This window comes from Pigmentibacter sp. JX0631 (assembly GCF_029873255.1).
In the GTDB taxonomy this organism is placed as follows: Bacteria; Bdellovibrionota_B; Oligoflexia; order Silvanigrellales; family Silvanigrellaceae; genus Silvanigrella.
Genome location: NZ_CP123622.1, coordinates 2102465 through 2122621, shown reverse-complemented (window position 1 = coordinate 2122621; position 20157 = coordinate 2102465). Strand labels below are relative to the sequence as shown.

The following is a 20157-nucleotide window of genomic DNA, read 5'->3' as shown; positions in this document are numbered from 1 at the left end:
GACTTTTCTCTCCCATAGTGAAGAAAATCAATATTTAAAATGTTTAATTTGTTCACCTTTTGTTTCAAGATCTTTTAAACTATCAATTCCCAATTTAATATGAATATCTGTCCATTTAGCAGAGATAGCCTTGTCTCCAGCTTCTGTTTTCACTCCTTCAGGAGTAATAGGAACATCAGAAACAATTAATAAAGCTCCCCTAGCTATTTCATTATAAAAACCAACCATTAATATTGTTGCCGTTTCCATATCAACTGCAATGCATTTCATAGTGTGCATATATTTTAAAAAACTTTGGTCATGCTCCCAGACTCTTCTATTTGTTGTATAAACAACTCCGGTTCGGTAGTCATGACCACCTTCAACTATCTTTTGTGATACAAATTTATGCAATTTGAATGAGGGTAAAGCCGGAACTTCTGGAGGAAAGTAATCATTTGAAGTACCTTCTCCACGTATCGCTGCTATAGGTAAAATAAAGTGCCCTATTTCAGTGGAATGTTTTAGCCCCCCACATTTGCCTAAAAACAAAACAGATTTAGGCGCTCGTGCACTTAGTAAATCCATAATAGTCGCAGCGTTAGCAGAACCCATTCCAAAATTTATGATAGAAACATTAGACTTCTTACATGTTGCATTTGGCATAGCTCTATCTAAGCCAACTACTTTTGAATCCGTCATTTCAGCAAAGCGATTCACATAAGTTTGAAAGTTTGTAAGTAAAATATGATCTGCAAAGTCATCTATTTTTGTGCCAGTGTATCTTGGCAGCCAGTTTTTGCAAATTTCTGCTTTTGTTTTCATAAAAAGCTCCTAGTCATTGGTCATAAGTATTTTAAGGAAATTTGTTCCACATTTACTTTTAATATAATATCAGCATCTTACACAAGAATTAAAAACATACCATGCTAATCTTTTTAACTTGTGCCGAACCTAAAGTTTTTTATAAGTTTGAAATTCTTTTTCTAAAATATATTTTCTAGAAAAATTACTTTTAATTACAAAGATTTTCATTTAAGAATTCTTCTTGGTTCTTCAGCCTATTGATTTATTCTAATTGCAATAAATGGACTTTTCAATGCTAAATCTAAAAAAAATACTTGATGAATATTCAGGGAACTTTCATCAATTGATAAATGAGCTACAAAATACCTTTGAGTTTAATTTTATCATGTATTTTAAAATAAATAATTTAAATGGATATGAGTATCCTAACATCGAAAATTACTTGGCAACAAATGATATTCCTGAATCTTTTAATTTTATTTTTCCAAATCAATGCTCTTCAATAACTTTTAAATTTTTTTGTGAATTAGAAAATATTTATCAAGGATTAGATGAAGAATATTTTATAAATCTTCTTAAAAAAAACTCAAATAAAAATATTTTTTATTTAACTCCTTTTGATAAACTTTCCCTAGAGAAGTATTTAATAGTTAGTTATAATTTGGAAATAACTGTAACTTTAGCTTTTGATATGCTCAGTATAAATTTTCATAAAATTAAAAAAAATAATACAAAATTTAATGAATTAGAAATCAAATTAGCAAATATTTTTCAGACCCCATTCAAAAGGAAAAACTTTTTTTTGAAAGTTCCAGACGAAATCATTTCTCTCAAAAAAGAAAAAAATCAAATTATAGGAGCCATAGATCTCGCTAAAACACAGATGAACATAGGCGAGTGCTATCTAGCTAATATAGCTTATACAAAAAAATTAGAAACTTGTAAATTTCCTGATCCTTATGAGTTTTTTGTTAGTTGGTCTCAAGTTTTATCAAGATTTGCTATTTATATTAATACTAAAGAAATTGGGATTGCATCTTTAAGTCCTGAAAGATTTCTCCAAAAAATTGGTAAATATGTACTAGCTGAACCAATAAAAGGCACACTAAAATCAGAACATGAGTACCCAAATCATAACGATGCACTCACATTGTGGCAAAATAAAAAAGAAATTTATGAACACACCATGATTGTAGATTTATTGAGAAATGACCTTTATTCAGTAAGTAAACCTGAGTCAGTTAAAGTATTTAAACCATTTTATGCAAGAATAGCCGGATCATTACTCCAAATGCAAAGTTTTGTGATTGGTGAATTAAAAGAAAGTATGACTTTGGGAGATTGTTTAGAAAAAATGCTTCCTGCAGGATCTATAAGTGGAACTCCTAAAAAAAATGTTTGTGAACTAATTCATAAACTAGAGGAAAATTGTAGAGGCTATTACACTGGTATCTGTGGAGTTCAACAAGCTAATGGTGATTTTGATTCAATTATTCTAATAAGAACCCTATTTAAAGGTAAATTGGGATTATATGTTGGCGTAGGAGCTGGTATCACTACTCTTTCAAATACTGAAGATGAATACAATGAATTAAATATTAAAATGAATTCTTTTGCGGCGCTAGTTTCAGGGAAGTTATTATGATTCTTTTCATTGATCATCACGATTCTTTTAGCAATAACTTAATCAGTTGGTTTCAAGCTAAAGATTTAGCTATGAAAGTTTTATCTTATAGCGAACTATCTGAAAATATTGAATTAAATAACATAAAAGCGCTTATTTTTTCACCAGGCCCTGGACATCCTCAAGACTATCCCTTGTCCTTAACTTTATTAAAACATCTACCCAAACAAGTCCCATTTTTAGGTGTTTGTCTAGGACATCAACTATTACTGCATGAACAAGGTGGTAAAATTGAACAAGTACATCAAACACCAGTCCATGGAAGGCAAATCAAAAGCAAGCCCATTCATTCCTCAAGATATTTTAGTCCGAGTGATTTAGCAGGTATTTTTGTGTTATATAATTCCTTAGGTTGTAAATTTAAAGATCCCATTTTTATGCAAAGTATGATAGCACTTGCCGTCGAGGATAGTTTTGTATTAGCTACAGAACATATCGTTTATCCAAGAATTGGATTACAATTTCATCCAGAGAGTTTTGCTAGCCCTGGTGGGAATAATGTTTTACTTTCATTTTTAAGGCTCATCAAATGTTAGGTCGCTTATATGCTGTTATATTTATATGTGCTGTCATTGTGGCCTTATGGTATCAAAGGAAATTTCTAGAAAGCTCTGCAAAAGAACTAAATACTCAACTCACTTTTGAAAATTCCGTTCTTTCAACTAGTACAGCAATGAATTTTCAAAACTTTTCTTACGAAAACGGACGCTTGAAGTATTCTTTTTCTGGAAATAAAATTACCTATTTTACTGACAATCACTTTGAGGCTGAAGGCAATTTAGTCTATGAGGCATTTGATACTGAAGAAAAAAAAACAATCACCATAAAAACTGATAAAGCTTTTGGTCAAATAGATGCCAATAAACAAAACGATTCGCAAAATGATACCTTACCAATAGCGACAAATAGTAGAATTAAAAATGCTACTTTACCAGGTGATGTTTTTTTTGATTTTGATGGTAATGTTGGTAAAGCAAATCAAGTTTTTATTGATATGGAAAATGAATTCATTTCATCAAAAAAGCCCTTTACATCTAATGGTCCGCAAGGAAATTTAAAAGGAAATGGCTTTAAATATTCCATTCCAGAAGAAGAGTTTAGAATTAATTCAAATGTTAATGGTGATGTGAAATTAAAAGAATCTAAGAATTGAGCAAAAGGTAACTTCATGAACTTTTTTCGTAAGTATAAAATATATCTAAAACTTGCTACCTGTTTATTCCAATTCAACTCATATGCAGACTTCAATAATGAACTTCCTACAAATCTTAATTTACAAGAAAATAAAGAAACTCATTCTAACACACATAATCCAAGTAATACAGTTAGAAAAAAATATGAAAATGATAAAAAAGAAAAAATAAATACTGAAAAAGGAACTAAACTTCCTTCTGAAAATTCTGATTTAGCGAAACATAATGTTAATGCACCTGTTTATTTTAAAGGAAACTCCGCTGAAGGCTCAAGAAAAACTGGTATTTTAAATTTATTAGGGAATGTTGAAATCATTCAGGATGACACAACATTAACTTCTGATAAGGCACAATTATTTGGCTCAACAGGTACCACCTTTGGTTCAGGCAGTCGTTCCATTCAAAAAGCTATTGCAATTGGAAACGTTCATATTAACAAAAAAAGTTCATTAAACTCTCCCGAAATGAAAGCTACGGCAAATACTATCGAATTTTTGGTTCCACAAAAAATAATGATTTTAAAAGGGAAAGCGAAAGTATGGAAAGCTCAAGAATATGTAAATGCTGAGTATATTGAAATGAATTTAGAAACGGGCGATATTAAATTGAAAGAACCACATGGCACTGTTGATCCTAAATCAAGTGCAAATTTAAATAAAAATAATGAAAAAAAATCTAGTAGTAAGGTTACAAAATGAGCCTCAATCAATTAGTATCATCTAATTTAATTCGTAAATTTGGTACTCGCACTGTTGTAGATGATGTTTCTTTTTATGTAAATAGTGGCGAAGTCGTAGGTTTATTGGGACCGAATGGAGCTGGCAAAACGACTAGTTTTTATATGACAGTTGGTTTATTAAAGCCTAGCGCAGGTGTTGTTACTATTGACGGAAATATTATTACTGAATTGCCTATTCATAAAAGAGCTAAAATGGGGATAGGCTATCTACCACAGAATTCAAGTGTCTTTAGAAAATTAAGTGTGGAAGATAATTTAAAAGCTATCATGGAAGTCTGGGGTATTCCTAGGAATAAAAGAAAAAGTCTTTTAGAAAAACTAATTGATCAATTTGGAATTGGTCATATTAGAAAAAGTTTAGGAATTAGTTTATCAGGTGGTGAACGGAGACGTTTAGAAATAGCAAGAACTTTAGTAATATCTCCACGTTTTTTACTTCTTGATGAACCTTTTGCTGGTATTGACCCTGTAACTGTAGCTGAAATCCAGGAATTAATAAAAAAACTAGTTCTAGAAGAAAATTTGGGAGTTCTTATAACTGATCACAATGTTAGAGAGACTTTATCCTTGTGTAGTAGAGCATACATTTTGGCTGGAGGTAAAATACTTGCTGAAGGTTTACCTGATGATGTTGCATCTAATGAAAAAGTGAAACAAGTATATTTAGGTGAGAATTTTACCTTTTAAAAATAATTAGTTACTTCTTTATATTTCAGTTAAAATATTAATTCAATTATTTAGTTGAAATATTAACTCAATTAATTGCTAACTAAAAATATATCTACCTTAGCAATTCCTCTTTTAGTAATCCCTAACTTTTGTGCAGCGGCTTCACTTAAATCAATCACCCTGCTGTTTTTATTTGGTCCTCGATCATTTATTACAACAAGAACGCTTTTACCAGTTTTAACATCTCTTACCAAAACAGTGGATTTAAAAGGAAGAGTTTTACTTGCCGCTGTTAGTTTTTTAGGATCAAAAATTTCACCATTTGCTGTCTTTCTTCCAGAAAAATTATAGTGATAAAAAGAAGCTATTCCACTTTGATAAAATGAATAATTACTTAAAATTTTCTCATTTTGTCCCTTATTATTCTTTTTAGATGTTGTACAACCAACAAATACAAAGAATATTAAAACAAATTTTCCTAAATTTTTAAAAATTCCCATCAATTTTACCTATATCTATTGTATACAAAAGAAAAAAGTACAAAAAAATATTAATTATGAGACATAGTCCCTATCCTGTCTAACCTATCAAATCAAAATTGAGCATGAAAGCAAAAATGACCTATCGCCAAAAATACTTTACAGTAACAAAACAAAAATAATTCAATATTTTATATTGATAAATATAGAAAATATTAATAATAAATACATAATTGAAAGTTTTTTTGCTATTTTTTTAAGCTATATTATTTTACCCTTGGTGTAATTTTTGCCTATTTTTTAATCTCAAATAATCCTCATTAAATGTTTAAAAACATTTAAACTTATTTTTAGCCCCTTTTCTATTTTTTTTAGATTAAAAAATTAGCACTTTTTAATCAATTTTTTGCGGAGAGCGAAATAGGCTGAAAAAATGCCATTCTGCTCGAGGAAAATAATTTAAAAAACTTTTTTGCATCATTAATGCCGTTTGTCCTGATGTTAAAACATCATCTAAAATTAAAATTTTATTGCTATTTTTAATGTCATAATTTTTTATTAAATTTTGATCAAAATAAACATTTTTTAATTCAAATTTTTTATAACTATTTTCACGATTTTTTTGGGGGATTAAAGATTGTTTAAATAACCTAGAAGTAAATTGAGAAGGTAACAAAACAATATTATTATCCATAAAATCCGATTTTTCAAAGATTTCAGTAAATATTTCAAAAAATAAATTCGCAGGATGCCAAGAAGAATTTAGAATTCTTTCCTGTTTTAATACTGGTAATAGAATATAGTTATATTTATGAATAAAGAGTAAATTTTCTAAAAAATTTTTGCATTCTGCATAAAAAAGATCCTTAAAAAGTTTAATATAAAAGGTATCATTTTTTTCTTTTGCTAAAAGCAGAACTTCTGGTATACCGTTAGAATAAGTATATAAAGTAAATATTTTTTTAAATTCTATTAACCGCTGACATCCCAAACAATTTTTTAAACCACACCGTATACAAGAATAAAATTTTAATTTATCCAGCTTATAGATGCAATTTTCACAAACAATACCACTTAATTTATATTCAGTCTGAAAACAAAGGAAACATCTTTTAAATATTTTCATTTTTGAGTTATTTACTTTTAATTTCTTTAATTAAAGCAGAAGGTTCGCCATGATGATAGGGATGATTTGATAAAATACATTTTGCTCTATAGATTTGTTCAAATAAAACAGCCAAAGCAAGTTCATGCGGAAAAGTTAACGCTGACAAAGAAAATAATTCTAACCTGCCTATATTTTTTAATTCTTTAGGAAGTCCATATGCTCCTCCTAAACAAAAAATGACCATTTTTTCCCCCCTTGTTTCAAAAAGTTCAAGTTTTTTTGCAAAAGAAATACTTGAATAATTTTTCCCATTTTCATCTAATGCAAAGCACAAAGGATTTTCCACGGATAATTTTTTAATTTCTTTTTGATAAAACAAAGAGATTTCTTCCACAGAAAGGATTGTTTGTGGTTGAATAATGGTGATAGGCGTAAATTTTGCCACTCTCTTTTGATACTCTTCTACAAATTTATATAAAAGAGAATCACGTGGCATTTTCCAAGGAAGTATAAAAATATAGCGCATATTAATTTACAATGAATTGCTTGAACTTTGCTCTAATTCAGTAGCTGATTTTATTTCTTGAGATATTTTTACAATATCTTGATAAAGAGTTTGAATTTCCTCTTCATTAACATTAATGGAATGCGCTTTATTCCATAATTGCTCAAGTTGATACATTTCTCTAGTCGGTTCTTGAAAGACATGGATAAACAAAAATCCATAATCGATTAATACCCAGGTAGAAGACTCAAGACCATCTACAGAAATTGGTGGTAAGCCTAGATTATGTTTAAAAAACTGCTTAATAGCATCAGCTATGGCATAGACTTGTCTAGAGTTTGCAGCACTTACTATTGTAAATAATTCAGTAAATGCACCTAAATTTCTTAAGTCAAGGATAGTCGGACGCACAGCCTTTTTTTCGGTTGCAACTGCTACAGCTAGCTTTGCTAATTCTTCATGGGAGAGTTCTCTGTCCCCGATTTTTATTGATGTTTTATGCTCTGTCACTTGCTATTCTCTCCCATATTTTTAAGATCACTCAATACTTCTATCAGTTTGTCTAGCAGTTCATTAATGCCAATTCTAAAAGCCGAACTGATTTCAAAAAAAGGTGTCTTTTTTAATTTTAAATAATTTTTAAATCCGTTTAAAGCATCTGAGTTGGTGTTTTCTTCCATTTCTTCACCAGCTAAGGAATCTACTTTAGAAATAACTGTTATTCTAGGTCTTTGTAATAAAGCCCCATCGTATAAAGCCAATTCTTCTAGAATACCATCGTAATCAGAAATCATTGCTTCCGCTGTTTCCTGACTACCATCAATTAAGTGGATAAGTACACAAGTTCTTTCAATATGGCGCAAAAAATCATGACCTAATCCTTTTCCCTGACTTGCTCCCGGAATAAGTCCTGGAACATCCGCAACAACAAAAGGGTTTGCTTCTTTATGACTGACAACACCAAGAGTAGGAACTAAAGTCGTAAAAGGGTAATCTGCAACCTTTGGCCTTGCAGCAGAAATAACTGTAATTAAAGTACTTTTCCCAGCATTTGGACTGCCAATAATACCAACATCAGCTATCATTTTAAGTTCAAGTCTAATATTTCGATTTTCTCCAATTACAGGAGGTATCGTTTTTGTTGGTGCTTGGTTTCGAGAGTTAACAAACAAGGTATTTCCTATTCCTCCCTTGCCGCCTTTCGCAACGAGCAATCTATGCCCTTCATATAGAACTTCACCAATTAATTCACCAGATTCAATATCATATGCGACTGTTCCACAAGGAACTTTAAGAGTTAATGTCTCGCCAGTCTTACCTTGTCTATTGTTCGTTCCACCTTTTCCACCAGTTTCTGCTTCATAGTAACGCTGATAACGGAAATCTAGGAGAGTAGACAGTCCTTCAGTTGCCTCAAGGTAAACATCGCCTCCGTTCCCACCATTTCCACCATCTGGCCCTCCAGCTGGAACATACTTTTCTCTACGAAAATGCGACATACCAAGTCCGCCATCACCAGCTTTCACTTTTATCTCAGCGGTATCAATAAACTTCATAACTTTGCCACCATGAATTTAAGAATAATGAAAATGAATATGGGTGTAAAATGAGACATTTTACACCTTTCTTTATATAAATAAGCTAATGATATCTGTAACTTGCTTATATAAAGAAAGGTAGAAAAAACAAAAGCCAAGATGCGCATAGAGACTATAAACGCACCTTGGCTTTTGGCAAAAAAGAATAGAATATTTTTTACTATGAAGATCTTTTTAAGCTTTTGCGTCTACCGGATAAACGCTTACGCATTGACGTTCACGAGTAACATGTTCAAATTTAACTTCACCATCAATTCTTGCAAATAGAGTAAAGTCTTTTCCCATTCCAACATTAACGCCTGGATGAATTTTAGCGCCAACTTGGCGTACAATAATATTACCAGCTCTTACAGATTCCCCGCCGTAAGCTTTTACACCACGATATTTTGGATTACTATCACGACCGTTTTTAGTCGAACCACCGGCTTTCTTACTTGCCATTGTTTATATTCCTTAATTCTATTCCTCTAGGAGCTCTAGAGGTGATTGTTAGAAAAAATGCTCAAATATTTCATTCAGTTAGAATAAAATTAACCTTCGATACTTGTGATAGACAAAGTAGTGAAGTCTTGACGGTGTCCGTGCATTTTCTTTGACTTATTTTTACGAAGATATTTGAAAACAAGAATTTTATTTTCACGGCCATGCGCAACAACAGTAGCTGTCACTTTAGCTCCATTTACAAGTGGCTCACCAATTTTTAGTTGCCCACCCTTATTAACCATTAATACTTCAGAAAAAGGTATTTGCGTGCCAACAGCTACATCAATAAAGTTTGCTTTGACTTTTTCGCCTTCAGCAACTTTGAGTTGACGGCCCATGATTTTGACAACTGCATAGTTTTTATTGCTCACAATCAGATTCCTTATACGCTTTTCGGTCTTCTTTTGATTCATGTAGAAAAAGAAGTCACATTGTTTTTAGGTAAGCGCTACCACGCCATAAACACGGCTCACACGAGTCGGAAGCTAGCACATAGTGCAATTTTAGGCTAAGGTCAAGAACTTTATTTTTTGAGGTTCTGATACTTGCTTTTTTGCTTTATGTCATGTAGGCAATGAATTCCAAGTGGAGAGATGTCCGAGTGGCTGAAGGAGCACGATTGGAAATCGTGTTTACGCTAAAACCGTAACGAGGGTTCGAATCCCTCTCTCTCCGCCACTATTCAATTTATTCATAAATTGAAAAAGCGGCCATGAGAGGTGGTTGCTAGCCCTTAGTATCTTTTTAATGAATCCGCCAGAGTCGGAAGGCAGCAACGGTGTTTCTAAAGGTAGGTAAGATCAGCTTGCAATCACCCCTCATGGCCTTTTTGTTTGTTTCTTTTTTATACGTCTTCTCTCATCCTTGATTTTTACATCCTAACCTCACATACTGAGCTAGAATTTGCAGTTTTTGTTTCAGCTATAATTAAAGAAACAAGAATGCTGCCTTTCAAAAAATGCTTAGTATTGAATATCACTTATTTTTGGTACCTAAATGTATGTCCACAGATAACCTAACTCAATTAAATCCCCAACAAGATAATTCTCATTATGTTGTTTTTGCTAGACGCACGAGGCCACAAAGCTTCTCCAATCTTGTAGGCCAAGAAGTGGTGTCGAAAGCAATTGAAAAAATGTTATCACATCAAAAAATTCCGCATGCTTTTTTATTCACAGGTACCCGTGGTACAGGAAAAACTTCTAGCGCAAGAATTTTAGCAAAGTCTTTATGTTGTATATCTGGAACGACAATTCACCCTTGTCAGACCTGTATTCATTGCACACAAATTACAGCTTGTGCACACGATGATATTTTAGAAATCGATGGCGCCTCTCATACCGGTGTAGATAATATTCGTGAATTACGGGAAGCAACTCGTTTTTTTCCAAATTCTGCTCGCTACAAAATATTTATTATTGATGAAGTTCATATGCTAAGCACAGGAGCATTTAATGCTTTATTAAAAACTCTTGAAGAACCACCTCCAAACGTAATTTTTATTTTAGCTACAACAGAACTACATAAAGTACCAATTACAGTTCGTTCGCGCTGTATGATATTTGCCTTTAAAAAAATAGAGACCTCAATTATTGAAGAGCATCTAAAACAAATCTTATTAAAAGAAAATATTACGTTTGAAAACGACGCAGTAACTCTTATTGCACGTGAAGCAAAAGGTTCTATGCGTGATGCTTTAAGTCTGCTAGAACAGATCACAGCTATTTGTAATCATACTAATATTACTACAGAATTAACTAAGAAAAGCTTGTGTGTCCAAGGCGAAGAAATTGCAGAACAGATTTTTCAGAGCATTTGTCAAAAAGATATGGCTTGCGCACTTAGTTTATTAAAGCAAGCAGATGTTGCAAGCGTTGACTTTTCAGTTCTATTTGACAATATAGCTCAATTTTTCCGCAATAGCTTGCTCATTAAAAGTTTAAACAACAAAGAAAATGCTCTAAAAGTCACTCAATTATTACCAAATGAATATCATTTGCTCGAAAAAGCAATAACACACTTATCCCTTGCAGCACTAAGTGAAATTTTTAAATTACTAGCAGGCTGCGCAAAAGATCTTATCAAAACTAATGTTCCCTTAGCATGGGCAGAAATTATTATTATTGATTGCATTTCAAGAGCTGATTGGCTTTCAGCCTCTGAAATTATCTCCTTACTGAATGATAATCCTAACAAGCTACAGAACACTCAAAATCTGACGTCTAACGCTGCTCCCAAAAAAATAGATATTACCCCAATTCCTCCAATAGTTTCTAACCAAAATATGCAACAAGAAATTGCAGTAAAACTTGATTCGTCCGTAACAGAATTGGACGTTCAATTATTTAGAAAATTCGTTAATATTGCAGAGCAAAAGAGTAAAACACTTGCAGCAAGATTAGCTGTTGTAAAAATTGAACATTTCAATTCAAAACTAGTTCAATTCGCAGACGCTCTTGAAAATGAAACCTTTTTGTCTTTTAATGAACATGATTTGCAACATTTTTGGGATTCTATAAATGAAATTCAATTAAACTCTGCGGATTTTAAGGGTCGATATACTCCTAAACCCATAAAAAAAGTTGGAATAAGAGAAAATTCAACACACCAAATTGCAACTGAGCAAAAACCAATACCAAATAAAACTGTAAATTCATCAAAAAAATTGATAAATAAAACAGAAAATTTAATGCAAAGCTTCCAAAAGTATGGTGGTAACCAGTCCCAAAAACAACTTGGAAATGAAGCATTGACAAAAGCACAAACTAGGTCAATATCATTATCAGAAATCCAAACTCATGAAAAGAATCAAGGATTTCTTCAGCAAGAAAAAGAACTACTTGAAAAAGAACATGTTCAAAAATTAAAAAAACTCGCTACTGAAATTCAAATTGTTTCGGTAGACTAGAAATTCCTGATGTGAAAGGAGATTTCATTTTTTCAGCATAAAAATGAATTCAGATCTTGCACTAAGAATGAAGATTTGATTACATTTTTTTGCAGCATGTGACCAACGGGTTGCGACTCTGTTGCTTTTGTAAATAAAGTATATATAACGCTTTACAATTATATTTTTATTTTTTGGAGGTTCTGATGGTTTTTTACACTAATAACAGTGTCGAACAAAACGTTATAAAGTCATTAACAAGTACAAAATTTGCAAGACCTTCTGATGATGATGAAGACGATGATGATGAGTACGACGATGATGATGAGTACGACGATGATGAAGATGACTACGACGATGATGAAGACGACTACGACGATGATGAAGACGACTACGACGATGATGAAGACGAAGATTACGAAGAAGATGAAGACGACTATGATGATGATGAATACGACGATGATGATTTAGACGACTATGATGATGATGATTTTGATGAATATGATGAAGACGACGATGATTTTGAAGACGAAGAGGATGATGAAGAATAAATTTTTAATATTTATCTTCTTAAATGCCTCTTTAAAACCAAGATTAGAAGGTTTTAAAGTCATATATTTGACAACTTCAAACTTTTTATTGAAATTATGAAAAGTATTAAAAGAAAAATATCCCCAAAAAACTATCAGAAAAAATACATTTGTAAAAGTAAAAATGAGCAAATCGGCAACAAGTAATATCAAAATTTTGAAAAAAAATATCTCACAAGTTATAATATTTCTAAATAATTATGAAGTGAGAATCTCAAATGAAAAAATTACTTATTTTGTTTGTACTGATATGTAATATCTCTTTTGCACAAAATAAAATCAATAAGTACAAAGAAATATCAATTTATACTACAGATAGTTTACAACCATTAGTTATACTTGAAAATGAGAAAATAGGCGGATTATTTGGAGAGATTTTTATTGAAGCAGCAAGAGAATATGTGAATAAATTTAAAATAAATAATTATCCTTGGCCCAGAACGCAAAATGAATTAAAAAAAACTGCAGATTCTATCATTTTTCCATTTGCACGCACAGCCGAAAGAGAAAAAAATTATAAATGGATAGATAAAATATATGATGATCCTGTTTGTATTTATACAGCAAAACCAAATAAAAAAATTAATAATTTAGAAGGAATAGAAGATATAAAGTCTTTAGGTTTTTTAAGAAATGGTCCTGAAACTGAATTTCTATCAAAAATTCCAGCTAAAATTCAAAAAATAGATTCTGCAAATGTGAATGATTTAATGCTTAAATTATTCAAGAAAGAAATAGATGCTGTAGTTGGAGGAAGTTATTTGAAATACGTTTGGAAAAAGAATAATTTAAAAGAAGAAAATCTTCTTTGTGGAAAAACAAGTACGAAACATGAATTGTATATAGCAGCCTCAATTAAATCTTCTGAAAAATTTGTTGATGATTTAAAAAAAATAATTCAAAACTTTAAAAAAACAAAAAAATATAAAGATATATTAGAAAAGTATCAATATTTATGGAAAGAAAGTAACTAGATATTATAAATCAGAATAAATCCAATTAAAATTGGTGCAATTAATTTACACATCCATTCCATAGCAAAAGCAGTTGGGGGAGAAAATTCCAATTCTTTTTTAATAATATCCCAAGCCTTCCATCCAGTAAACAAAGAAATGCCGATTCCACCGATAGGTAACAAAAGATTTGAAGTGATATAATCTAGTAATTCGAAAAAATTTAAATTAAAAACTTTGAAATTAGATATTATCCCAAAGGAAAGAGATACAGGTATTCCAATTAATAAAGCAAATAAACTAATAAATGAAGTTGCTTTTTTTCTTGACATTTTAAATTCATCTATAAAATAAATAGCCGTTAATTCTAATAAAGAAACAGCAGATGTTAGTGAAGCTACTACTAACAAAGAAAAAAAAGCGATTGCAAATAATTGCCCAAAGGGTAAATTATAAAAAATAACTGGCATAGTAATATATGACAGTCCAGGCCCTGCTGCAGGTTTCAATCCAAAAGTAGTTAAAGCAGGGAAGATCATCAATCCTGCTAGAATAGAAGAAATAATTGTAAGAAAAGAGATCCATAGAGCAGAATTTTTTAATTTAACTTTATTGTCTAAATATGAACCATATGCAACCATACAACCAGCACCAACAGAAAGAGAAAAGCATGCAAGACCAAGAGCATCTACTAACATTTTTGTTGTTACTTTTGAAAAATCTGGATAAATAAAATTAATTAGTCCAGTGCTTGCATTTGGTAAAGTCAAAGAACGAATAATTAAAAAAACTATTAAGAAAAATAAAGTTGGCATTAAAAATTTTGAAGCTCTTTCAATACCTTTTTGAATACCCGACATAACAATAATTAAAGTTAAAAATAAAAAAATTGCATGTGTAATAATTGGCTCAATAGGACTTGAAACATAGTTAGAGAATATTTTTTCCAATGCAGATAACTCACCTTGCATAACACGTCCATCAATTGAACGAACTAAATATCCAATTGTCCAACCGCCTACTACGCTATAAAAAGAAAGAACTAAAAATCCGCACAAAACGCCAATAAATCCAACTACAGACCAATATTTAGATCCCAATTTACGAAATGCACCCACAGCGCCACAAGTCGCTGCCCGTCCAATAGCAATTTCTGCAAGAAGAAGCGACAACCCTAAAGTGAGGGTTATAATTGTAAAAATTAAAATAAAAGCACCACCACCATTGTTTGCTGCTACGTATGGAAATTTCCAAATTGAACCTAAACCAACAGTTGCTCCACAGGATGCCAAAACAAAACCTAATTTAGAATTCCATTGCGCTCGAGCCATTCTTTCCTCTAGATTTAAGATGAAGTTTTTTTGAACTTGTAATTTTTACAAAATAAACAAAATATAGTCAAATAAAAATAAATTATTTATTTTTTTAAAAAAAATTCCTAATTTATAAAAATTTAAATTAAGAAAAATAATTCTAGCATGAAAAAAACAATAATTTAAGCTAATTTTTTTTATTTTCTTTAATAAAGAAGTAATTTTTTAAATAGTCTAATTAAGAAGTAACCTTTAAAATTTCAATTTTCATATCAGAACATAATTCTTTTAGTATTTTTCTGCCAAAATCAAATTTTATTCCCATTTCTGAAAACAAACGAGGCAAAGATAATTGCGCCCCTAAACTTAATCCTTTTATATAATTTTCTATTGAATTTGAATAATTTTCTTTACTATATTTCCACAACTGAAGAGCACCAACTTGTGCTATTCCATAATCAATATAATAAAATGGCGAGGTAAAAATATGCGGTCTACTCAACCAACCTAACTCTTCAAAATCTTCATAACCATCCCAATTTACTTGTGGTCTATATTTTCTGGAAATATCACGCCATATTTTATTGCGCTGAAGAGCTGTAGGCATTGTTCCGTTAGAATAAATTTTATGTTGCCATTCATCAATCATTGCCATAAAGGGCCAAAAATTAAGCATATGAAAGAGCTGAAAAGCTAAAGCTTTCTTTACATCTTTTTTATTCACCCAGAAATCTGAATAGAACGGGCTAGCTAATAATTCAAATCCGATACTTGCCACCTCACAAAATTCAAATCCAGGGTGCCTCAATAAAACATTATTTATGTTGGATACAGCATATCCATGAATTGCATGGCCAAATTCATGCAAAAAAGTCATCGAATCACGAAAATTTCCTCCAAAATTTGCAAAAACAAATGGGTAACCACTCTCTTGAAAAGTCACACAAAATGCACCCGGAGCTTTTCCTGGTCTAGGTCCAATATCTAACAAATTATTTTTCCTCATTTCATTAAATAATTTGCCAAATGATGGATGAATTTTTGAGGAAATATTTTGCACAGAAAGAATTAATTGATCTAAATTTCCATTAGCAGGAGCTTTTTCTGGCATTAAAGTCGGCCATATTGAAACATCCCAAGGAGAAATATCTTTAGTTTTAAGAGATTCTTTTTGAAGTTCTGAAAGTTCTTTTACAATAGGAATAACTTCGTGATAAATTGAATTCCGAAACTCTTGACATTGACTAATACCATAATCAATTCTACCTAACTCAGCAAAAGCTACATCTACATAATTAATTGCATTGACGGATTCAACTTGCTTAATTCTGTTTTGATGTAATTCATCAAAATATTTTTGATAATGCTCTTCATTCTCTTTTACAAAAGACCAATAAGCTAAGAAAGCTGATTTTCTAATTTCTGTATTATTATCATTAAGCTTTCCAATAATAGCAGAAACAGGAGTTAATTTTCCCTCAAATGATGTTTTTGCAGCATGCGTAAATTTTTTATATTCACGAATTATTTGATTTTCTTCAATTTGGAGAGAAGAAATAGAATGTGATGTGTATTTTCTCCTTAATTTTAAATCTGTTAAAATTCTATCATTATCATACATATGCATAGCTGAACGCCAAGGAGAGTTCATATAAATATCCATTAATTCACTTCTTATATTAAGAAGTTGCGATAAAATATGTTCCTCAAATTCAATTAATTTTTGTTCAGCTAAATTGTCATTAACATTAAAGCTTAAATTTAATTCAAGAATAGTGTGTGCTTCTGAAATAGAACAAGATGCTTCATGAAAAAGTCCATACCAATTCGCTGCACTTTTAAAATCCGTGGGAATATCTGTTGCAAGCCTATTAAGCAATAATTTTACATCGTTTTTATCAAGAGGATTAAAATCATCAGCTATAAAATTTCTTTTTTTTCTTTCAGGGAGTCTATATGAAACCGACATTTCCACCTTTCTAAAGACCAAAGTCAGCAATTTGTCATGCTGTTAAATAAGTAATTTTCTAATTAATTAAGCAAATTACAAACCTTTCCGATGAAGCGTGCAGAGGGAAAGGGTTATAAATGCAACAGCTTTTAACAACATACACAAAAAAGAGAAGACTAGAAAGACTTGTCTTTTTTACTCTTTTTGTTCTTTTAATAAATAGCTGTAGCACTCCTCCTGTTGTAAGAGGACCTCCTCCTGCTCCAGTTAATTTACCATTTTTACGTTTAGAACAAGCTGGTGAATGTTACTTTATAGATGATTTTCTTCCTACACCAGATTCAATGGTTAGCGGTAAAACATCTAATTTATATTTACGTTACTACACTTACTGGAACGCAAGATACAAATATTGGTCAGAAGTTGGAATAATGTTGGCATTTTATAGTAAAGATATGCGCTGTTGGTCACTATTTGAAGAATATGCTTTACCTAGAGTGGATAACTAACATGGAATTACAGGTATACTATTTTCTTATATTAATGGAAGATTCTCTTGGAAAGTAACATGGCTAAGTTATTTATAGCTGAATCATCAAAAAAATCGATTGAAAACTTAAGTCATTTCTTAAGCATTGAGGGACATGAGGCTACCTTTTATGAAAAATCAAAGCCTTTGAATGAAATTTTATCACAAGGAAAATTTGATGTTGCTGTGATTGATCAAAATTTTAAAGATATGTCTTACATTGAAATCGCAAATGCATTTTTAAAAAATCCACTTCACTCTAATACACACATTATAATTACAACTTCAACACCAAATAAAGAAGATTTAAATAAATTTAGTTCTTTAGGAATAAATTACATTTTTGTTAAGCCATACCGATATAAGCTTCTTTCAGATAAAATAAAATATGCTATAAATCCAAATAAAGGTGATTACGGAGCATTTGAACCTGATATTTTAAAAATATTTCTTGAATCTACAATTCATATTTTTGATTCAATTGGAAATATCTCTATCGCAGCTGGTCGACCATTCTTAAAAACAGGAAATGAAAGTTTAAGCGAAATTAGTGCAGTTATTGGCCTTTCCAGTCCTCAAATAAAAGGTTCTATGTCAATCAATGTAACTCGTAAAATACTCGCATCTTGTCTATTTAAAATGTTAGGTCCAAATGCTGTTGCAGATGAAGCAGCTATTTCAGATATGTGTGGTGAACTTTGTAACCAAATTATGGGTCGAGCTAAACAACAGTTTTTAAAGAAAAAAAGTATGTCTTTTGAAATAACAGTACCAACAATTCTTTCCGAGCAATATCATATCCTAGATTATAAAAGTTCTGCTCCAGTTCTAGTCATCCCATTTTTATATGAAAAAGTTGCTGGAATTTTTGTTGAATTTTGTCTTGAAATTAATGACACTCCTGTTACAGTCGAGCCTGAAAAACTACAAGTGATTGTAGAAGAAGGCGAGCTTATCCTTTTTTAAAAATTTCAAAGTTGGAATAAAATGGAATCAATGTTTATTAACAGAGTTAAAAAAAATTATGCAAATTTAAGTAAATGGGCAAAAAGAGAGAATATAACTGCCTATAGAATTTATGATAAAGATATCCCTCAATATCCATATACCATTGATTTTTATGCTGGTAATATAGTATTATATAAATATGAAACCCCTAATTATCAAATTGAATTTGCTGAAAAAGATGCTGAAAAATTAAAATTAAGTTTACTAGAATTAATTGCGTTTTTTGGAATAGATGAAAATAAAATTTTCTTAAAATCTCGAAAGAAACAAAAAGGATTATCACAGTACGAAAAACAAGATAGCAAAAAAGTAACTGAAATTGTGACTGAAAAAAATATGAATTTCCTAATAAATCTCTCAGATTATTTAGACTGCGGGCTATTTTTAGATCATCGCAAATCTCGCCAAATGATTCGTTCAATGAGCAAAGATCTATCTATTTTAAATCTGTTTGCTTATACTGGTTCAGTTAGTGTAGCTGCCGCTTTAGGTGGAGCAAAAAAGGTTACAACAATTGACATGAGCAATACCTACATTCAATGGGCAATAGAAAATTTTAAACTAAATAATATTGATATAAGTAAACATCAGTTCATTAGAGCCAACGTTCTGCAATGGCTTACTGAAATATCTGAAGAAAAAATTTATGATTTTATTTTTTTAGATCCACCTTCATTTTCAAATTCTAAAAAAATGTTTGAAAGCTTTGATGTGCAACAAGATCATTTATTCCTTCTTAAACAATGCTCAAAAATGTTAAAACTAAATGGTCAGATATTTTTTAGTAATAATTTAAAGTCATTTAAATTGGATGAAGAAAATCTTAAAAATTTTTTTCACATTGAAAATGTGACAAAAAAAACAATTCCTCTAGATTTTAGAAATGAAAAAATTCATCAGGCGTGGATTTTAAAAAAATTAGGGATTTAAACAAGCAGTAGATGCAGAACCACCTGAATATATGGAGCGTATTCTTGTCAAATCATTTGCAGAAACACAGCGTATAGAGCTATAGGAGCTTCCAACAGTATGCCCAGGTGAATAATTTGGATACATAATGCTGTTTGTTTCTGTGACATGCCCAAGCCCTAAAAAATGCCCTAGTTCATGCAATATAATGCTTTCCATATCTGCAATAATTTGAGCAGAATTATAGTTTGTTGTTATATCATCAAAGTAATAAGTATCTCGATTAAATCGTATACTTGCATTTAAAATTGTACCTTGAGTTGCAGTATAAGCAGTGGTAGCAATTGTTGTCGAAGGTTTCCCAGTATTTGATAACCATCCACCATTACTTCCAGATAATTGATCATAATATAACGCATGATAGGAATCTTGCAAAACTGAAAATAGCCCTTTAAAATCATTTCCCGTTTTTGAAACAACTCCAGTTCTAATAGTTAAAATTGTCCGTCCAATAGCGCTATTCCAAGTATTTACGGCATTTTGAATATAAGTAGCCAAATTTGAATTTTCACTAGTAATAGCGGTACTAATATCTACAGTTACAGGGTAACTGTAATTTTGTCCCCAACCATTAGCAAAAACAATTGGTTGATTTACGTCACCAGTAAAGTCATTAAATTGGATAACCTTTTCAGGCATTCCGCAAGAAGTTACGAAACCAAACAGCAATAGTAATTCGGTAATGAGAATAAAACGTTTATAAAACATGCAAA

The 20157-nt window shown here is 31.0% G+C and carries 22 protein-coding genes and 1 tRNA gene; 12 read left to right on the top strand and 11 right to left on the bottom strand.

Translation table 11 applies throughout. From position 1 onward, the window contains the following. Positions 1 to 27: 27 nt before the first annotated feature. A complete protein-coding gene (locus QEJ31_RS09320; RefSeq protein WP_280589564.1) occupies positions 28 to 804 on the bottom strand; it encodes an AMP nucleosidase in 777 nt (258 codons plus the stop codon). A 274-nt stretch (positions 805 to 1078) separates the two neighbouring features. Between QEJ31_RS09320 and QEJ31_RS09315 the strand changes: the two genes are divergently transcribed. The 5 genes from QEJ31_RS09315 to lptB are packed head-to-tail and all read left to right on the top strand — an operon-like array spanning position 1079 to position 5089. Next, positions 1079 to 2431: a chorismate-binding protein gene (locus QEJ31_RS09315; RefSeq protein ID WP_280589563.1), complete on the top strand. Its 1353-nt coding sequence runs from the start codon at positions 1079 to 1081 to the stop codon at positions 2429 to 2431. Further along, entirely contained in the window at positions 2428 to 3006 is a 579-nt protein-coding gene (locus QEJ31_RS09310; protein WP_280589562.1) for an aminodeoxychorismate/anthranilate synthase component II, read from the top strand. The genes QEJ31_RS09315 and QEJ31_RS09310 overlap by 4 nt, the downstream gene beginning before the upstream one ends. Beyond that, complete coding sequence (gene lptC / locus QEJ31_RS09305) at positions 3000 to 3623, top strand: LPS export ABC transporter periplasmic protein LptC (RefSeq protein ID WP_280589560.1); 624 nt, start codon at positions 3000 to 3002, stop codon at positions 3621 to 3623. The genes QEJ31_RS09310 and lptC overlap by 7 nt, the downstream gene beginning before the upstream one ends. Before the next feature lie 15 nt (positions 3624 to 3638). Next, on the top strand, positions 3639 to 4361 hold the full coding sequence (locus QEJ31_RS09300; RefSeq protein ID WP_280589558.1) for an LptA/OstA family protein: 723 nt from the start codon (positions 3639 to 3641) through the stop codon (positions 4359 to 4361). Then, a complete protein-coding gene (gene lptB / locus QEJ31_RS09295; protein WP_280589557.1) occupies positions 4358 to 5089 on the top strand; it encodes an LPS export ABC transporter ATP-binding protein in 732 nt (243 codons plus the stop codon). The genes QEJ31_RS09300 and lptB overlap by 4 nt, the downstream gene beginning before the upstream one ends. Before the next feature lie 71 nt (positions 5090 to 5160). Here lptB and QEJ31_RS09290 read toward each other — a convergent pair whose 3' ends face one another. The 7 genes from QEJ31_RS09290 to rplU all read right to left on the bottom strand — a co-directional run bounded on the left by QEJ31_RS09290 (position 5161) and on the right by rplU (position 9657). Further along, the gene (locus QEJ31_RS09290) at positions 5161 to 5571 is read right to left on the bottom strand and encodes a septal ring lytic transglycosylase RlpA family protein (RefSeq protein WP_280589555.1); all 411 of its coding nucleotides are present in this window, start codon (positions 5569 to 5571) and stop codon (positions 5161 to 5163) included. Between the two features lie 373 nt (positions 5572 to 5944). Next, entirely contained in the window at positions 5945 to 6676 is a 732-nt protein-coding gene (locus tag QEJ31_RS09285) for a hypothetical protein (protein ID WP_280589553.1), read from the bottom strand. A 7-nt stretch (positions 6677 to 6683) separates the two neighbouring features. After that, the gene (locus QEJ31_RS09280; RefSeq protein WP_280589551.1) at positions 6684 to 7154 is read right to left on the bottom strand and encodes a 23S rRNA (pseudouridine(1915)-N(3))-methyltransferase RlmH; all 471 of its coding nucleotides are present in this window, start codon (positions 7152 to 7154) and stop codon (positions 6684 to 6686) included. Positions 7155 to 7190: 36 nt separating this feature from the next. Further along, positions 7191 to 7673: a ribosome silencing factor gene (rsfS, locus tag QEJ31_RS09275; protein ID WP_280589549.1), complete on the bottom strand. Its 483-nt coding sequence runs from the start codon at positions 7671 to 7673 to the stop codon at positions 7191 to 7193. Further along, the gene (gene obgE, locus QEJ31_RS09270; RefSeq protein ID WP_280589548.1) at positions 7670 to 8719 is read right to left on the bottom strand and encodes a GTPase ObgE; all 1050 of its coding nucleotides are present in this window, start codon (positions 8717 to 8719) and stop codon (positions 7670 to 7672) included. The genes rsfS and obgE overlap by 4 nt, the downstream gene beginning before the upstream one ends. A 216-nt stretch (positions 8720 to 8935) precedes the next feature. After that, entirely contained in the window at positions 8936 to 9202 is a 267-nt protein-coding gene (rpmA, locus tag QEJ31_RS09265) for a 50S ribosomal protein L27 (RefSeq protein ID WP_158999810.1), read from the bottom strand. Positions 9203 to 9291: 89 nt separating this feature from the next. Next, positions 9292 to 9657: a 50S ribosomal protein L21 gene (gene rplU / locus QEJ31_RS09260; RefSeq protein WP_280589544.1), complete on the bottom strand. Its 366-nt coding sequence runs from the start codon at positions 9655 to 9657 to the stop codon at positions 9292 to 9294. Positions 9658 to 9831: 174 nt separating this feature from the next. Between rplU and QEJ31_RS09255 the strand changes: the two genes are divergently transcribed. The 4 genes from QEJ31_RS09255 (at position 9832) to QEJ31_RS09240 (ending at position 13695) form a co-directional block, all read left to right on the top strand. Further along, positions 9832 to 9922, top strand: a tRNA-Ser gene (locus tag QEJ31_RS09255). Positions 9923 to 10244: 322 nt separating this feature from the next. Next, a complete protein-coding gene (gene dnaX, locus QEJ31_RS09250; RefSeq protein WP_280589542.1) occupies positions 10245 to 12152 on the top strand; it encodes a DNA polymerase III subunit gamma/tau in 1908 nt (635 codons plus the stop codon). A 185-nt stretch (positions 12153 to 12337) separates the two neighbouring features. Beyond that, positions 12338 to 12682: a hypothetical protein gene (locus tag QEJ31_RS09245; RefSeq protein ID WP_280589540.1), complete on the top strand. Its 345-nt coding sequence runs from the start codon at positions 12338 to 12340 to the stop codon at positions 12680 to 12682. Between the two features lie 257 nt (positions 12683 to 12939). Further along, complete coding sequence (locus tag QEJ31_RS09240) at positions 12940 to 13695, top strand: ABC transporter substrate-binding protein (RefSeq protein ID WP_280589538.1); 756 nt, start codon at positions 12940 to 12942, stop codon at positions 13693 to 13695. On the opposite strand, the gene QEJ31_RS09235 is transcribed toward QEJ31_RS09240, so the two are convergent. Further along, positions 13692 to 15005, bottom strand: a complete 1314-nt coding sequence (locus QEJ31_RS09235) for a sodium-dependent transporter (RefSeq protein WP_280589537.1) — start codon at positions 15003 to 15005, stop codon at positions 13692 to 13694. The two genes, QEJ31_RS09240 and QEJ31_RS09235, sit on opposite strands and share 4 nt — an antisense overlap. Before the next feature lie 220 nt (positions 15006 to 15225). Beyond that, positions 15226 to 16956 (bottom strand): M3 family metallopeptidase, encoded by a 1731-nt coding sequence (locus tag QEJ31_RS09230; protein ID WP_280589536.1) that lies wholly within the window; start codon positions 16954 to 16956, stop codon positions 15226 to 15228. Between the two features lie 119 nt (positions 16957 to 17075). On the opposite strand from QEJ31_RS09230, the gene QEJ31_RS09225 reads away from it, so the two are divergent. The 3 genes from QEJ31_RS09225 to QEJ31_RS09215 are packed head-to-tail and all read left to right on the top strand — an operon-like array spanning position 17076 to position 19405. Next, positions 17076 to 17447, top strand: coding sequence for a hypothetical protein (locus QEJ31_RS09225; RefSeq protein WP_280589535.1), 372 nt, complete (start codon positions 17076 to 17078; stop codon positions 17445 to 17447). Positions 17448 to 17506: 59 nt separating this feature from the next. Beyond that, positions 17507 to 18433, top strand: coding sequence for a chemotaxis protein CheX (locus QEJ31_RS09220; RefSeq protein ID WP_280589534.1), 927 nt, complete (start codon positions 17507 to 17509; stop codon positions 18431 to 18433). Between the two features lie 21 nt (positions 18434 to 18454). Next, complete coding sequence (locus tag QEJ31_RS09215; RefSeq protein WP_280589532.1) at positions 18455 to 19405, top strand: class I SAM-dependent methyltransferase; 951 nt, start codon at positions 18455 to 18457, stop codon at positions 19403 to 19405. Here the strand turns inward: QEJ31_RS09215 and QEJ31_RS09210 are convergent. Further along, on the bottom strand, positions 19394 to 20152 hold the full coding sequence (locus tag QEJ31_RS09210) for a matrixin family metalloprotease (RefSeq protein WP_280589529.1): 759 nt from the start codon (positions 20150 to 20152) through the stop codon (positions 19394 to 19396). The two genes, QEJ31_RS09215 and QEJ31_RS09210, sit on opposite strands and share 12 nt — an antisense overlap. Positions 20153 to 20157 lie beyond the last annotated feature (5 nt).

Bases quoted from the DNA above. Each gene is read 5' to 3' on its own strand.
- QEJ31_RS09235 (WP_280589537.1), bottom strand. From the start codon at position 15,005: ATGGCTCGAGCGCAATGGAATTCTAAATTAGGTTTTGTTTTGGCATCC.
- QEJ31_RS09320 (WP_280589564.1), bottom strand. From the start codon at position 804: ATGAAAACAAAAGCAGAAATTTGCAAAAACTGGCTGCCAAGATACACT.
- lptB (WP_280589557.1), top strand. From the start codon at position 4,358: ATGAGCCTCAATCAATTAGTATCATCTAATTTAATTCGTAAATTTGGT.
- QEJ31_RS09220 (WP_280589534.1), top strand. From the start codon at position 17,507: ATGGCTAAGTTATTTATAGCTGAATCATCAAAAAAATCGATTGAAAAC.
- lptC (WP_280589560.1), top strand. From the start codon at position 3,000: ATGTTAGGTCGCTTATATGCTGTTATATTTATATGTGCTGTCATTGTG.
- rplU (WP_280589544.1), bottom strand. From the start codon at position 9,657: ATGAATCAAAAGAAGACCGAAAAGCGTATAAGGAATCTGATTGTGAGC.
- QEJ31_RS09290 (WP_280589555.1), bottom strand. From the start codon at position 5,571: ATGGGAATTTTTAAAAATTTAGGAAAATTTGTTTTAATATTCTTTGTA.
- QEJ31_RS09210 (WP_280589529.1), bottom strand. From the start codon at position 20,152: ATGTTTTATAAACGTTTTATTCTCATTACCGAATTACTATTGCTGTTT.
- QEJ31_RS09245 (WP_280589540.1), top strand. From the start codon at position 12,338: ATGGTTTTTTACACTAATAACAGTGTCGAACAAAACGTTATAAAGTCA.
- QEJ31_RS09300 (WP_280589558.1), top strand. From the start codon at position 3,639: ATGAACTTTTTTCGTAAGTATAAAATATATCTAAAACTTGCTACCTGT.
- QEJ31_RS09310 (WP_280589562.1), top strand. From the start codon at position 2,428: ATGATTCTTTTCATTGATCATCACGATTCTTTTAGCAATAACTTAATC.
- QEJ31_RS09230 (WP_280589536.1), bottom strand. From the start codon at position 16,956: ATGTCGGTTTCATATAGACTCCCTGAAAGAAAAAAAAGAAATTTTATA.
- obgE (WP_280589548.1), bottom strand. From the start codon at position 8,719: ATGAAGTTTATTGATACCGCTGAGATAAAAGTGAAAGCTGGTGATGGC.
- rpmA (WP_158999810.1), bottom strand. From the start codon at position 9,202: ATGGCAAGTAAGAAAGCCGGTGGTTCGACTAAAAACGGTCGTGATAGT.
- QEJ31_RS09280 (WP_280589551.1), bottom strand. From the start codon at position 7,154: ATGCCACGTGATTCTCTTTTATATAAATTTGTAGAAGAGTATCAAAAG.
- QEJ31_RS09315 (WP_280589563.1), top strand. From the start codon at position 1,079: ATGCTAAATCTAAAAAAAATACTTGATGAATATTCAGGGAACTTTCAT.
- QEJ31_RS09285 (WP_280589553.1), bottom strand. From the start codon at position 6,676: ATGAAAATATTTAAAAGATGTTTCCTTTGTTTTCAGACTGAATATAAA.
- dnaX (WP_280589542.1), top strand. From the start codon at position 10,245: ATGTCCACAGATAACCTAACTCAATTAAATCCCCAACAAGATAATTCT.
- QEJ31_RS09240 (WP_280589538.1), top strand. From the start codon at position 12,940: ATGAAAAAATTACTTATTTTGTTTGTACTGATATGTAATATCTCTTTT.
- QEJ31_RS09225 (WP_280589535.1), top strand. From the start codon at position 17,076: ATGCAACAGCTTTTAACAACATACACAAAAAAGAGAAGACTAGAAAGA.
- QEJ31_RS09215 (WP_280589532.1), top strand. From the start codon at position 18,455: ATGGAATCAATGTTTATTAACAGAGTTAAAAAAAATTATGCAAATTTA.